Origin of the sequence: Cerasibacillus quisquiliarum (assembly GCF_014202495.1) — a bacterium.
Lineage (GTDB): Bacteria > Bacillota > Bacilli > Bacillales > Amphibacillaceae > Cerasibacillus > Cerasibacillus quisquiliarum.
The window spans coordinates 33,571-48,792 of record NZ_JACHHA010000014.1 but is presented as its reverse complement, the minus strand read 5'-3'; the positions used below and the strand labels follow the sequence as shown (position 1 = coordinate 48,792).

Annotated in this window: 12 protein-coding genes and 1 pseudogene; 9 read left to right on the top strand and 4 right to left on the bottom strand. The window is 38.0% G+C overall.

Translation table 11 applies throughout. The features are described 5' to 3' along the window. Positions 1–548: 548 nt before the first annotated feature. Positions 549–836 (top strand): annotated as a pseudogene (locus tag HNQ35_RS14300) (IS5/IS1182 family transposase); the annotation flags it as partial. On the opposite strand, the gene HNQ35_RS12150 reads toward HNQ35_RS14300, so the two are convergent. The 4 genes from HNQ35_RS12150 to mmgD form a co-directional block, all read right to left on the bottom strand. After that, positions 817–2,286, bottom strand: a complete 1,470-nt coding sequence (locus HNQ35_RS12150) for a CoA-acylating methylmalonate-semialdehyde dehydrogenase (RefSeq protein WP_146938609.1) — start codon at positions 2,284–2,286, stop codon at positions 817–819. The pseudogene HNQ35_RS14300 and the gene HNQ35_RS12150 overlap by 20 nt on opposite strands. 1 nt (position 2,287) lies before the next feature. Continuing rightward, positions 2,288–3,178, bottom strand: coding sequence for an NAD(P)-dependent oxidoreductase (locus tag HNQ35_RS12145; RefSeq protein WP_146938608.1), 891 nt, complete (start codon positions 3,176–3,178; stop codon positions 2,288–2,290). A gap of 94 nt (positions 3,179–3,272) precedes the next feature. Further along, the gene (locus tag HNQ35_RS12140; protein ID WP_146938607.1) at positions 3,273–4,931 is read right to left on the bottom strand and encodes an acyl-CoA dehydrogenase family protein; all 1,659 of its coding nucleotides are present in this window, start codon (positions 4,929–4,931) and stop codon (positions 3,273–3,275) included. A gap of 663 nt (positions 4,932–5,594) precedes the next feature. After that, positions 5,595–6,701 carry a citrate synthase gene (gene mmgD / locus HNQ35_RS12135; RefSeq protein ID WP_146938606.1) on the bottom strand — a complete coding sequence of 369 codons (1,107 nt, stop codon included), beginning with the start codon at positions 6,699–6,701 and terminating at the stop codon, positions 5,595–5,597. 502 nt (positions 6,702–7,203) lie between these two features. Between mmgD and HNQ35_RS12130 the strand changes: the two genes are divergently transcribed. The 8 genes from HNQ35_RS12130 (at position 7,204) to HNQ35_RS12095 (ending at position 15,135) form a co-directional block, all read left to right on the top strand. Next, entirely contained in the window at positions 7,204–7,782 is a 579-nt protein-coding gene (locus tag HNQ35_RS12130) for a DeoR family transcriptional regulator (RefSeq protein ID WP_174771688.1), read from the top strand. Positions 7,783–7,895: 113 nt separating this feature from the next. Then, on the top strand, positions 7,896–8,486 hold the full coding sequence (locus HNQ35_RS12125) for an SCO family protein (protein ID WP_174771687.1): 591 nt from the start codon (positions 7,896–7,898) through the stop codon (positions 8,484–8,486). A gap of 200 nt (positions 8,487–8,686) precedes the next feature. Continuing rightward, on the top strand, positions 8,687–9,127 hold the full coding sequence (locus HNQ35_RS12120) for a FixH family protein (RefSeq protein WP_146938604.1): 441 nt from the start codon (positions 8,687–8,689) through the stop codon (positions 9,125–9,127). 492 nt (positions 9,128–9,619) lie between these two features. Next, entirely contained in the window at positions 9,620–10,498 is an 879-nt protein-coding gene (gene ehuB, locus HNQ35_RS12115) for an ectoine/hydroxyectoine ABC transporter substrate-binding protein EhuB (protein ID WP_146938603.1), read from the top strand. An 85-nt stretch (positions 10,499–10,583) separates the two neighbouring features. Beyond that, the gene (gene ehuC, locus HNQ35_RS12110) at positions 10,584–11,243 is read left to right on the top strand and encodes an ectoine/hydroxyectoine ABC transporter permease subunit EhuC (RefSeq protein ID WP_371862331.1); all 660 of its coding nucleotides are present in this window, start codon (positions 10,584–10,586) and stop codon (positions 11,241–11,243) included. Further along, positions 11,240–11,947, top strand: coding sequence for an ectoine/hydroxyectoine ABC transporter permease subunit EhuD (gene ehuD / locus HNQ35_RS12105; protein WP_146938601.1), 708 nt, complete (start codon positions 11,240–11,242; stop codon positions 11,945–11,947). The genes ehuC and ehuD overlap by 4 nt, the downstream gene beginning before the upstream one ends. 11 nt (positions 11,948–11,958) lie before the next feature. Beyond that, complete coding sequence (gene ehuA, locus HNQ35_RS12100) at positions 11,959–12,771, top strand: ectoine/hydroxyectoine ABC transporter ATP-binding protein EhuA (protein ID WP_146938615.1); 813 nt, start codon at positions 11,959–11,961, stop codon at positions 12,769–12,771. A 243-nt stretch (positions 12,772–13,014) separates the two neighbouring features. Further along, on the top strand, positions 13,015–15,135 hold the full coding sequence (locus HNQ35_RS12095) for an MMPL family transporter (RefSeq protein WP_307724233.1): 2,121 nt from the start codon (positions 13,015–13,017) through the stop codon (positions 15,133–15,135). The last annotated feature ends 87 nt before the right edge of the window (positions 15,136–15,222 follow it).

Here is a 15,222-nt window from a genome sequence, read left to right as displayed (position 1 = left end):
CCATGCGGAGTGGGGCTATCTACTCTGCATGGATTTGAAGATTTACGCGTAACCATGCGGAGTGGGGCTATCTACTCTGCATGGATTTGAAGATTTACGCGTAACCATGCGGAGTGGGGCTATCTACTCTGCATGGATTTGAAGATTTGCGCGTAACCATGCGGAGTGGGGCTATCTACTCTGCATGGTTTTGAAGATTTGCGCGTAACCATGCGGAGTGGGGCTATCTACTCTGCATGGATTTGAAGATTTGAGCGTAACCATGTGGGGTAGAGCTAACCACTCTGCATGGTTTTGAAGATTTGAGCGTAACCATGAGGGGTAGAGCTAACCACTCTGCATGGTTTTAAAGATTTGCGTGTAACCATGGGGGGTAGAGCTAGCCACTCTGCATGGTTTTGAAGATTTGCGTGTAACCATGAGGGGTGGAACTACCTACTCCGCATGGATTCTAAGATTTAGGCGTAATCATGTGGAGTAGAGAACTTTACTCGTTCCCAGTATGGATTTTTTGTATTTTATCCTCTAATTGATTATGAAAAATATAAAAAACAAAATTAAATGTTGAACCAGTTTTTGGATTCCTGAAGGCTAATTTGTCATTCTCTCAATTTTCGGTCAGAGAAAAAACGAAAGTAGAAAATGAATGAGCATTTGCCTTAATGGCGGTAAACTTAAGAAAGTATACCGCCAAAATCCAAAATAATAATAATCCTAACAATCCGAAACAAAAAAGAAATTGCGGAAACAACGTTTTAATGTTGATTCCGCAATTTTTCTCATTTAAGACTGGTTTTGTCCCAGCCTCTTTTTATATTAAAACCATCTTTCTGTGACGACTTTTTTCCTTGTGAAGAACTGAACACCGTCTTTGCCATTTGTGCCGAGGTCACCGTAAAATGATGCTTTGTTGCCAGCAAAGGCGAAGAAAGCCATCGGAGCAGGTACATTGACGTTGATTCCTACCATGCCAGCGTCAATTTTATCTCTAAATGTCTGGGCATGTTTCCCATTTGATGTATATATCACAGCACCGTTTGCAAATTTAGATTTATTTGTAAGTGCGATTGCTTCATCAAGATTTTTAACACGGACGATACTTAAAACAGGTGCAAAGATTTCATCTTGCCAAATTCTCATATTCGGATTGACATGGTCAAAAATCGTTGCACCAACATAATAGCCACCTGCTTCTTTTGATGCGATTTCTCCTTTTTCACGGCCATCGACAAGTAGCTCGGCGCCTTCTTCTATGCCTTTTTCAATATAACTCACCACGCGCTGCTTATGGGAATCACGGATGAGTGGTCCGACAAAATTCGCTTCATAACGACCATCACCGACATTGAGCTTTTTCGTTTCAGCGACAAATGTTTCAATAAACTCATCAGCAATGTCATCAATGACTGCGACGACAGATGTTGCCATACAGCGTTCACCACTACTTCCAAAAGCCGAACCGATAATCCCTTGTACCGTTTTCTCTAAATGACAGTCAGGCATAACAACCGAATGGTTTTTCGCTCCGGCTAATGCTTGAACGCGCTTGCCGTGGGCTGTGCCTGTTTGATATACGTGACGTGCAACAGGTTCGGAACCGACAAATGAAATAGCCTCAATGTCTGGATGTTCAAGCATACGATTGACAACGTCTTTTCCACCGTGAACTAAATTAAGAACTCCTTTTGGAAAACCCGCTTCATAGAATAGATCGACTAATTTTTCAGCTAATAATGGTGTGCGTTCAGATGTTTTCAAAACAAATGTATTTCCACATGCGATGGCAAGAGGAAACATCCATAAAGGAACCATCATTGGAAAGTTAAATGGTGTAATACCCCCGACAACACCAAGTGGATAGCGCCAAATTGAACCATCAATACCTGTGGCGATATTCGGAAGTGCGTCATCCATCATCATGCTCGGTGTGGATGTGGCGAGTTCAACAACTTCAATTCCACGCTGCACTTCGCCCCGGGCATCAGTTAATGTTTTACCATTCTCCAGCGTAATGATTTGTGCTAACTCTTCTTTTTCACTTTCTAGTAATTGTAAATACTTAAAAAGTGGCCGTGTACGAACTGGCACAGGTGTTTCTGCCCACTTTGGAAATGCATCATAAGCTGCCTTTACCGCTTTATCAACATCATCCGCTGTTGATAAAGGAACATATGCAAGCGTTTCACCAGTTGCTGGGTTTGGCACGACTTCTTTTGCAGTTCCTTTCGAATCTACCCACTGATTGCCAATATAATTTTTTACAACTTTTACTTCAGTTTCAATCATTCTATCCAATCCCCTTCCTTGATAGTTTTTTTACTCTTTCATATAAGACGGCCATATCTTTGTCACCGTAACCTTCTTGTTCTACTTCTCTATATAGCTTTAACAGCTGTTTACTTATAGGTAAATTTAACTGATTTTTCTCTGCTAAATCCATGGCAAAACCGAGATCTTTTAAGAGGAGAGAAATTGTAAATCCTGGATTATAGTCTTGTTCAGCGATAAATGTTTTGTAATTTCGTTCATAGATACGACTTTGACCATAGCTAACATTTAGCATGTCGAAAAGTCGATCAAGATCGATATTTTTCTTATTAGCAATTTGTAATGCTTCACTTACACCAGCTGTATAAAATCCAATTAATAAATTGTTAATGAGTTTAACCGTTGTACCACTATCTATATCTTTAGCAACGTGAAAACAATTCGCTCCTAAACATTGTAATAATGGTAACACTTGCTTAAATACTTTTTCAGAACCACCGACCATAAAGGTAAGTGTCCGCTGTTCAGCACCAATCACTCCACCACTGACTGGCGCAGCTAAAAATGCGACCCCTGCTTCTGTTGCAGCATCAGCAATTTTCTCATTCATTTCAGGTGCGACAGTACTCGTATCAATGAGGACGATTTCTTTATGACTATGCGCGATTAGGCCATCAACTCCAAGAAAAACGGCTTCAACAGCCTCAGAAGATGGCAAACTTGTTAATACAACATCACATTCCTTTGCGAGATCGGCTACCTTTTCCCTTATCTCACCCCCTGCATTGACAAATTCTTCTTCAGCTTGTTTATTTAAATCAAAGCCAATCACTTGATAACCATCTTCAATCAGATTTGTTGACATGGGCATTCCCATATTACCTAATCCGATAAATCCAATCTTGTTCATTTCATCGCTCCTCTCTTATTTCGACAAATAATTTCCCAGGAAATATTATTTGAAGCGTATTATAACTGTCATGGCACTTATTTATCTTTTACTTTTATGTTTTATATTTTCCAATGGCAATCATATATTTAGCAATTTTCCTTTTAATTAAAAATAAATTGTGAAACATCGGAATATCTATGTTCTTAACCGCTATAAACAGCTCTTCGCGAACATTATCTTCTATTTCTAATGCTGCGATTAATTCATTAGAAGCGGTTACAACTCTTTGGAAACCTTGTTCACAAATAGCAGTCGTCATCCACTGGTGAATAGAGTCTGGACTTTTAACATATTGTGCACGATAAAAAACAGCTTTCATACGGTAAATATCTGTCAACAAATCAGCAAGGACGCGTAATTGATCTTGATGTTTATCTTGAGCACTCCGGTCCATGATTGGCATTTCTTCAAGTATCTTATTTAATATATGGATAGACGCGTTAATAAATTGGCTTTGTCGTTCGCTTCCTTCCACCTTTTCGATGCGTTCCTTCTGTTGATAACGTTTGAAAAAGGCTTTAACAATCGTTAAGCGGTTAATTTCATTTGTCCCTTCAAAAATACGATTAATTCTCGCATCACGATACATTCTTGAAATAGCATATTCTTCCATAAACCCATATCCACCGTGAATTTGTAAAGCTTCATCAACAACATGGTGCAACATCTCGGAGCATGCGACTTTGTTCATCGCACAATCCATCGCATAATTAGATAAATTATTCGGGTCAGTCACCTGCTCTAATAAGCCCGCTGTATAATAAGCCATGCTTTCCGCACCATATATATCAATGGCCATTTCGGCAATTTTTTCTTGAATCAGTGGAAAATCAACAAGTTTTGTAGAAAATTGCTCACGTTCTTTTCCATATTGAATGGCTAATTCGAATGCTTGTTTTGCCATACCTATATTAGAAAATGCTAGTTTCAATCTCGCGACATTTAAAATATTTAAAGCGATATAATGACCCTTGCCAACGGTTCCAAGTATATGTTCACTCGGAACGGTGACACCGTCTAAAATAAGTGTTGCCGTTGAAGACCCTTTAATTCCTAGCTTCTTCTCTTCTGGACCGATTGAAACGCCTTCTTGATCGCGCGTCACGATAAAGGCTGTCATTCCTTCGTCAGTATTTGCAAATACGACGAAGACTTGTGCAATGTGAGCATTTGTGATCCATTGCTTTTCTCCATTTAAAATCCAAGACTGTTTTGCATCATCCCAGGTCGCTTTTGTTCTTGCAGCCAACGCGTCTGACCCTGCATTTGGTTCGGTTAATGCATAGGCACCGATCCATTCACCTGAAACTAACTTCGGAATGAACGTTTGCTTCTGTTCATCTGTTCCATAATACACATATGGGAGTAAGCCAACCCCGGAATGAATATTGAAAGCAACACTAAAGGATGCGGCATAACCCATTTTTTCAGCAATGATTCCTGACATCTTTTTACCTAATTCAAGGCCGCCGTAATCTTCTGGAACTTCAACACCCATTAAACCAAGCTCACCTGCCGCCTTAAATAGTTCTCGAATGAGATGATAATCATGCTGTTCAATTTGTTCTAAGTATGGCAATATATCTTCATCCACAAATTGTGACACCATTTGTGAAATCATCTGTTCTTCTTCTGTTAAATGATTCGCTGTAAAAAATTCTCCCGTTTCCCCTCTTGTTGGAAAAATCACTTTTGACTGTAAAACTTCCATTTATCCAACCCCTTTTCGTTGGTAAAGTTACGGTTGTGGTCAGTCTTCTTCACGCCATATCACTTTATTAACGGTAAGTCTGCCTCTTATAATTAAACTGTGGGGCTAGGGTACTGGTACTACTTAGGTTTTAGTTGGATTTTTCCATACATTCCATTCGTCCCCAGCTGTACCCACCACCCTTATAAAAAGGCTAATCGTAAGGATTTACCCCACATATTTTTATCGATTGAGCGCTTGCTCAAAATTTTGGGATAAAAGATTGTAGCTATTTTAATAACAAACCATCCGATATGAATCTATCTTTATCCTTTAACCCGACCAGATTTCGATATGCTCATCGAATTCATACCTTCTTCTCAGAAATCAATCCATTATTTATCATAAACGACTAAAATGTGATCATTTTACTTAGATTTACTATGTTATTCATAAGTATATGACTTCCTGGATTTTCTTTTTTACTGAAATATTGTATACTGTTAAAGTTACAGTATATAAACTGTAATAGTTGGTGAGTTATTGCCTAATCAACGGTGACCATTTTAAGATGTTACACAGCTGTCTAATAGACCGCTACATCTAATAGACAAGAGCAAACTTGATTCATTTCCCTTGCAGACGAATCAAGTTTAGTGATCATCTTAAATCATTAGGATGCTATCAATAAGACTCGCCAACGTATTGGACACGTGGTCGGAAGAGTCGATTGTTTGCATGTTGCTCGATAACATGTGCGCTCAAGCCGGCCGCACGTGATCCAAAAAATATCGGTGTATACAATGGTATTGGGATATTTAACAACCAGTAAACTGGTGCTGCATAGTAATCTAAGTTCGGATAAATCCCAATCTCTCTTTCCATAACCCTTTCTCCAGCTTCACACATTTCTAGTAATTTATCATCGCCTTTTAATTCACATAATTGTTTAAGCGCATCTTTCATAACAAGAGCGCGTGGATCCATCTTTTTCATATAAACTCGGTGACCAAAGCCCATCACTTTTTCTTTGTTCTTCAATTTTTTCATTATATATTGTTCATAGCCTGCTGCTGAGTCAACTTCCCTAAGAGAATACATAACCGCTTCATTTGCGCCGCCATGTAATGGTCCTTTTAACGAGGCAACAGCTCCAGTTAAAGCACCGTATAGATCTGATAACGTCGATGCAATCACCCGTGCTGTAAATGTTGAGTTTGGCATTTCATGTTCACTATAAAGTAACAGTGACTTGTCAAAAATCTTTACTTCCGTATCTGTTGGCACTTCTCCTGTAATCATATAAAGGAAGTTAGCACTATATGATAAATCAGCACGTGGCTCGATTGGTTCTTTTCCATTTAAAATATGATAACTATTAGCTACTAATGCCGGCAATTTCGCCATCATGAGATAAGCCCGTTCTTTATTCGCCTTAACACTTGTGTCCTCCAAGTTTTGATCATAACCTGCTAAGCAGGAGATCCCTGTTCTTAGGGCGTCCATAGGATGTGTTTCTTTCGGTAATCGTTTTAAAATATGATAAATTTCATCTGGAAGATTGTACATTCCTTTTAGCTTTGTTTCCAGTGCTTCTTTTTCTTCAGCATTTGGCAATGCACCCTCTAAAAGCAAATGCAAAACCTCAAGATAATTTCTTTCGTGGGATAACTCGATTAACTCATGTCCCCGAATAATAATCTTTTCTTGCTCTGTATCAAGAAATGAAATCCCTGTCTCAGACGCAATAACTCCTTCTAATCCTGGTACAAATCGATTCACTGTTTTCACAACATATTCCCCCTATTATTTTTTAGAAATCCCTACCAAATGTAAGCGTTTACACTCGGACTTTCATTTTTAAACCCCCTTTATATAATGAGATAAAGTACATTTGTATAATTGTATACTATCTATAATTGCTATTTTATCATTAACAATTGCTATATTCAATAATTTTCTGATTGTTTTAAAGAAGTTTTCTTATGTCATTATTGTTATTTATTATTTTATATTTATAGATGACCAACAGAAAATATTGATAAATCAGGATTTGTCAAAGTTCATTCACATCCTCACATTGAAAATAACGCTTTATATTGATAAAATAGATGTGATAAATTGTTTGATTCTGTTAAGTATGATACGGTGGTTTTCACAGTATACGTGATATAGGATGATGTTGCGGTTACAAGGTGTACAGAAGAAAATCCCATCATTGAAAATGGGTATTCATGCTATGCTCAACCAATGAACCCAACATCATCTTTGTATGTTCAAAGGGGGAGTTACGGTGTTACCAATCGAACGTAGAAATCGAATCAAAGCATTACTTAAGGAAAGGGAACATATGAAAATCGCTGAGCTAAGTGAGATTCTAGATGTTTCTGAAATGACGATTCATCGCGATTTAAAACCGCTTATTGACGAAGGTTTTGTTATGAAAACATTTGGTGGTGTAGCCCTTGTTAAAGAAACAACTGAGGAACACATTCCAGATAATACATGCGTTATCTGTCGCCGGCTTATTTCTGAACGATTAGCTTATCGAATTATTTTAAAAAATAACAAAATTGAAATGGCATGCTGTTCTCATTGTGGTTTAATACGTCACCAACAATTAGGAGACGAAGTGATGCAAGCGCTCACACATGATTTTTTAAAACAGACAACAATCAATGCTGTATCTGCGTGGTATGTGATGGACACTTCACTCGTAGCGGCTTGTTGTCAACCGCAAGTACTATCTTTTGAATCAAAGGAAGATGCTGATAAGTTTGTGAAGGGGTTTGGCGGGAAAGTCTATTCATTTAATGAAGCGATTCCCGCCCTCGATGAGAAAATGAAAGGTGGTGGCTGTTGTCATCATTAATGGTTAAGCTATGTTTATCGTATTGAGCGCTTCCATGGTAAGGAAGTGGTCATCATGCTAGTATGATTGGTGAATGTCAAGGTATATATTTTTTTGAAAGGAGTTTTATCATTATGAAGCGATTGAAACTTGTCATGTTATTCATTGTACTTTCTCTGTTATTAGCAGCTTGTAGTAAAGAGAATATTGAAACCAATATGAATGAGGAAGTTCTAGATTTTGAATTTACAACACAAGATAATGAAAAACTAAGTTTAGACGATTTAAAAGGTGGATATTGGTTAGCTGATTTTGTTTTTACAAATTGTACGACTGTTTGTTTACCGATGACAACAAATATGTCGAATCTCCAAGATATGATGAAAGAAGAAGGACTTGATGATAAAATTCAGCTCGTCTCATTTTCTGTTGATCCCGATCGTGATACACCTGAAGCATTAAGGAAATACGCTGAGGATTATGATGCTGATTTAAGTAACTGGACTTTTTTAACAGGGTATGATTTTGAAACGATTAAGGAAATTTCAATTAAATCATTTAAGAGTCTTTTAGCTGAACCACCTGAGGGAGATGACCAAGTGACACATGGTACCCGCTTCTACCTTGTTAACCCTGAAGGCAAAGTGATAAAATACTATAATGGAACCGAATCAGCAAGCATGCATACGATTATTGATGATATGAAAAAACTAGACATAGATTAAAAATAACAATGATTGGATGCTAGCGTTGCGCGATTCTGGCTCGGGACCGCGCGATTTTGGCCTGGGACTGCGCGATTTTGGCTCGGGACTGCGCGATTTTGGCCTGGGACCGCGCGATTTTGCTCTAAGTTATGTATGCTTTACTTTCGGCAGCTCCTACTGTAATAAAATTTGTTTGAGAGGAATCAGGAGGTTTATTCATGTATAAAAAATGGCTTTCTATTATGATGATGCTAGGTATTGTCATGCTTGCTGCAGCATGTGGAGCAAGTGATGATATAGATGAGTTAACTCCACTAGAAGTTGATCTTCAAGTACCTGAAACAGCTGAAGTTGGCGAGACAGTCGAATTAAAAGCAGTCGTTACATTTGGCGATAAAAAAGTTGATGACGCTGATGACGTTGAGTTTGAAATTTGGGTAGATGGTGAAAAAGAAGACCCAAGTAATATGGATGATAATGAAGCAAGTGAAATGATTAAACCAAACAACGATGGAGATGGCGTGTATACGGCAGAAACGACGTTCGACAAAGATGCTGTTTATGTCGTTCAAGTACACGTAACAGCTGAAGGATTACATACCATGCCACTACAAAAAATTACTGTAGGCGATGGTGAAGCAGAAGATGAAGAAAAATAAATATTAAAAACGTTTAGGATGTCTTGACCACTCATTTCGTGGAGACATCCTATTTTTTGTGTAACTTACTGTTTTTACTTTTAGCTAAAGCTATTTTTATATGACGCCTTATTTATAAATAAGACCTTGATAGAGATGAAAATATGAAGATCCTCTCTTAACTAAATCTACTTTAGATGTCACCTAACTATTCAATTATTTTCTTGCTTTCCTTTTGACCGTGAAACTTCTCACTTAGAAATAAAATATGTTGATTCAAGCATAAATTCCATTCGCGAGTATTTTGGAGTATTTCCGACGATAGTTGAGGATATTTTAGAATGATTCAGCTCATATAACGAGGTCACTCATTATACAGTCATACACTGGATAATTCCGTATTATCGCGTTTGATTGAACTTTCAGATATTGTTAACATAAAACTATGCTAATTCATGACATGCTCGATCATCAATTAAACGGGCATCATGAAAAAATATGGGAGGTTTCTTTGTGAGAAAATTTTTAATCGCAATCACATTGCTTCTATCAATCGGCTTTATAGCTGGTTGTGGCGATGGTAGTGGTGCAGATGGTGAAGACAATTCGTTAGAAAATCTAAAAGAGAAAGGTAAAGTAACAGTTGGGTTTGCTAACGAAAAACCATATGCTTATGAAGAAGATGGTGAATTAAAAGGAGCAGCTGTTGATATTGCGAAAGCTGTTTTTAAAGAGTTAGGCATTGAGGAAGTCGAAGGAAAACTATCGGAATTCGGCCAACTCGTTTCAGGTGTTAATGCAAGACAGTTCGATGTCGTAACGGCTGGTATGGCCATTACACCTGAGCGTTGTGAAAATGTCGCATTTGGTGAACCAGAAATGCAATATGGTGAAGGACTAATTGTGCAAAAGGGAAATCCACTCGGACTCAAAAGTTATAAAGATATTGCAGACAATCCTGATGTCACCGTTTCAGTGATGGAAGGTGCGACGGAAAATGAATTTTTAACTAAGGAAGGGGTGGACCCGAAGCAGATTCAAAGTGCCCCCGATATCCCGGCTACATTTGCTGCGGTCGAATCAGGTCGTGCTGATGCAACGACGGGTACAGAAGCAACTGTTCGAATGGCGTTAGAATCTGCTAACCAAGACAAGTTAGAGTTTGTCGAAGGATTCGAGCAACCTGATATCGAAGGTGTTCCAAGCTATGGAGCTGCTGCCTTTCATCCTGATGATGTCGCATTACGTGAAGCATATAATGATGCATTAGCGAAATTAAAGGAAGATGGAGCGATCAAGGAAATACTTGATAATAACTATTTTGACGGTGAATCAAATAGTGTTCCGGATGAGATTACGACTGAAAAAATTTGTAAAGGTGACATCAAGTAACATACACAATGAATAGGAACTGATTCATTTTGGAACATATTGTGATGTGAGTCAGTTCCTTTTAATATAAGAAAGAGTGATAGACATTAGTATTCTCGATGTTTTTCCAGTTTTGTTAAAAGGGGTTTCTGTAACGATTCAAGTCCTCGTTTTATCTGCTATCTTTTCTTACTTGATTGCTTTCATAGCAGGCTTCGGACGTCTTTCAAAAAATGTACTCGTGCGAAAGTTTACCGGCTTTTATATTGAAATTTTTCGTGGCACCTCGCTTATCGTACAGTTATTTTGGTTCTATTATGCGATTCCGATGTTGTTTAACGTTCAAGTTGGAAGTGAACTCATGGCAGGTGTATTAGCCATTTCTCTCAATTATGGTGCATATATGTCGGAAATTGTCCGCGGGTCTATAATAGCTGTTGATAAAGGTCAAAGAGAAGCCGCAACCGCATTAAATATGACGCGATTCCAACAAATGCGACTCGTCATTTTACCACAAGCGGTACGCATGATGCTCCCTGAGTTTGGTAACTATTTAATCCAAATTTTAAAAGCGACATCACTCGTTTCATTAATCGGTATGACGGATATTTTATACCATGGAAATATGTTACGTAGCACAAATATTGCGATGGCACCGACCATTTATTTATTGATTTTAGTTTTCTACTTTATTTTAGCGTTACCATTAATTTTCTTAACGCGAAAAGCAGAAGACATCTCTAAGAAAGGGGTGGCAAGCTCATGAACTGGAAATGGGATATGTTTTTTGATGCCTTCCCCTTTGTCGTCCAAGGATTATGGATTACGATTGCCTTAACATTTGCGAGTTATCTATTTGCTCTTTTGTTCGGATTCATGTGGACATTTTTAAAACGGATTCCGAATAAACCACTTAACTGGCTCGTCACATGGGTGATGGAGTTTATCCGCTCTACTCCGCCCCTGGTGCAACTGTTTTTTATTTTTTATGCTTGGCCAATGGTCCCAGGAATTGGTATGACACTTAGTCCATTTACGAGTGCCATAGTGGGGATTGGGATTCATTACAGCACCTATATTTCTGAAGTGTATCGTTCGGGAATAGAAAGTGTTGGTAAAGGGCAATGGGAAGCGTCGCGGGCGTTGAACTTTACGCGCTGGCAAACATGGCGAAAAGTCATTTTACCACAAGCCCTGCCACCGACAATTCCAATGCTCGGTAACTATTTAATTATTATGTTTAAAGAAGTGCCGCTCGCATCAACAATTGGTGTAACAGGTATATTACACATGGCGAACACATACGGTGCACATCATTTCCGTTATCTTGAAGCTCTAACGATTGTTGCTATTTTATTCCTTGTGTTAAGTTATCCAGCGGCAGTCCTAGTAAGAAAACTAGAAGAAAAAATGAATCGACGCTTTGATAAAAATGAGATATTAAAAGAAGATAAAGGAGTGGTCATGTAGTGCCACAAGTGATGGATAAAGAAGTGAAACAAGGAGTACAACAGGACGAACCAATTGTTAAATATGAAAATATTTGTAAATCATTTGGTGATCTCGAGGTGTTAAAAGGAATTGATTTAGATATAATGCCTGGCGAAAAAGTGGCATTAATTGGCCCGAGTGGTTCTGGGAAAACGACGATTATTCGGATGTTAATGACGCTTGAAGAGCCGACTTCTGGGAATATCATCGTTAACGGGAAAAATTTATGGAAAATGAACAAAAATGATCATCTCGTGCGCGCAAATGATAAACATTTACGCCAAATACGTGGGGATATCGGTATGGTTTTTCAACATTTTAACCTTTTTCCCCATATGACCATTTTAGAAAACTGTACGACTGCGCTTATTCATGTGAAAAAAATGGAGAAAAAAGAAGCGGAAGAACGATCAATGAAAATGTTAGAAAAAGTTGGCTTAGGTGATAAGTTTGACGCTTATCCAAGTCAATTGTCTGGTGGACAAAAACAACGCGTCGCCATGGCTCGTGCTTTAGTGATGCGTCCACAAGTGATGCTTTTTGATGAGGTGACCTCTGCACTAGATCCTGAATTAGTCGGTGAAGTGTTAGAAGTCATTCGTGATATTGCTAAAGACGGCGAAATGGCGATGATTTTAGTCACACATGAAATGGATTTTGCTCAAGAAATAGCCGACCGCGTTGTTTTCTTAGATAATGGGGTTATCGCTGAAGAAGGTACACCTGAAGAGGTTCTAGAAAAATCAAATAATGAACGTTTACAGAGTTTCTTACATCGTTTTCGTAATGGGAATGGCGTATAAGTTTTAAGAGAGTTTATAGAGAGGTATCTTTAGGGATGCCTCTTTTTTTTATGTAGACAGCTTGTCTTTGATTGGACGATCAGAGTAAAGATTGTTTTTTCCTTAATTCGCTTTCATTATTACAGAGCATTGGCATATTTGTTTGCTTCCCTACTATTTCAAAAGTATGATTAAAATAGTACGTTTTTTATTTGTTTTTGAATACAATGAATATGAATTTATATTGGAAAGGTCGTGTGTTCATTGATAAGAACTATTTTACATGCCATGACTGACCGTGTCACAACGAAAAAAGGCATGTGGTTAACATTGGTCATGTGGATTGTTGTCGTCACTTTATTAACTATATTTGCACCAAGTTCTAAAGATTATCAAGTATCTAGTGTAGAAAAGCTGCTTCCCGACCATTTAGAATCCGTCATTGCGGATAAAAAAGTCGATCAGTACTTTAAAGATGCGGACGGATTATCTGCTATCCTCGTATTTGAAGCAGAAGACGGTGAAGTTCCTGTATCAGATTTAATTCAGATTTTAGATCAGATTGAAGAGAAGAATATTAAAGGGGTCAAAGAGGTCATTCCGCTTAAAGCCTTACCTCCTCAAGCAATGGAGACGTTTTTTTCTGATGATCAATCAGCTGCTTTTCTTCCGCTTAATTTTGAAGAAAATTTAGATACAAAAGAAGTCAAAGCTGGATTGAAAGAAATTTATGCCATTGCTGATGAACAATCGGATGTAAATATGTACGTTACTGGTCCTGCTGGGATTGCTGTTGATACGACTGATTTGTTTACACGGGCAGATCTCGTCTTATTGTTTTCTACTGTAGGGATTATTCTCGTTTTATTAATCTTTACATATCGCTCACCATTATTAGCACTGATTCCACTTCTTGGAGCAGGCTTTGTTTATCAAGTCGTGAACCAAGTTTTAGGCCTAATGGGTAAAGGTGGCGTTGAACTAGCTAATCAATCATTGTCGATTATGATGATTTTACTTTTTGCTGTGGTGATTGATTACTCATTATTTATCTTTTCACGGTTTAGGGAAGAATTGGTGAAGACAGAAGATAAATATGAAGCGATGAAGCTCGCTATGAGAGAGATTGGTATTCCAATTTTTTATTCGGCTTCAACTATTTTATTAGCGATGCTTATCTTATTCTTTGCTCAATTTGGTGATTATCGTAATTTTGCACCTATATTCAGTGTTGCCGTGTTAATTGTAATGATTGCTGCGATAACACTCGTTCCAGCGTTATTCACATTATTCGGACGCCATGCATTTTGGCCTAAAATCCCTCGCGTTGGAGACAAGTTAATTAAGTCAAGCTCTTTATGGAAGAAAGTCGGACGTTTCGTAGCTCATAAACCTGTGATGTCTGTCCTTGTTGTTGGTGCTTTCTTAGTTTTATCTGCGAGCAATATTTTTCATATTACGTATGAATTTAATACGATGAAATCATTCCCTGATGATATGCCATCACGTTTAGGTTATGAAGTCTTAGAAGAAAGTTTTAATAAAGGAGATCTAGCACCGACGACTGTTTTATTTGAATCGAAAGAAGAAGTATCAGAACAAGATATGGTAGCATTAGCTGATCGATTATCAGAAGAAAAGCTCGTCGGGAATGTCCGTGTGAACGATATGACAGATGATGGGAAAGTTATTTCTTATAGCTTAACGTTCTCTGAAGGACCGTACGAAGTTGAAACGATGGATGCCCTGGAAAAAATACGTGATAAATCGGAGCAAATTGTTTCTGATAGCAACTTAAAAGGTGAACTTCATTTTGCAGGTGAAACGGCTTACTCAGTCGACAATCGCTCGGTTAGTGATCGCGATTTAGTTGTCATTGTTATTTTAGAGACGATTCTCATATTTAGCATGCTTATTTTCTTAACAAAATCATTCCGCATGCCTATATTGATGATGGGAACGATTTTACTATCTTTTGTCGCAGCATTAGGCTTGGGCGTATTTTTGACCGATATATTATTTGATATCGATACAATTAGTAATCGTGTGCCTGTCTATGCTTTCGTGTTTTTAGTTGCGCTAGGTATTGACTATAATATTTTCCTCGTATCTAGATATATAGAGGAAAGAGAACATCATCCAGTTAAGGAAGCTGTAGAAACAGCAGTAGCTAACACAGGTGGTGTCATTTCCTCAGCAGGTATCGTTCTTGCCGCGACATTTGCTGTCCTTATGACACAACCTATTGAAATACTCTTTGTTTTTGGCTTTATTGTCGCCGTCGGGATATTATTAGATACATTTTTAATAAGAGGTATATTGATGCCAGGATTACTCGTATTATTTGAAAAAGATAAACATAAAAAGAGCAAACAATCAGTGTGAAGGCATGTGATTATGGAGTGTAACATTACGCAGTTCGCAATTCGAATAAAGAGGGCGGGCTGGGTTGCGCGATTTTGACACAGGGTT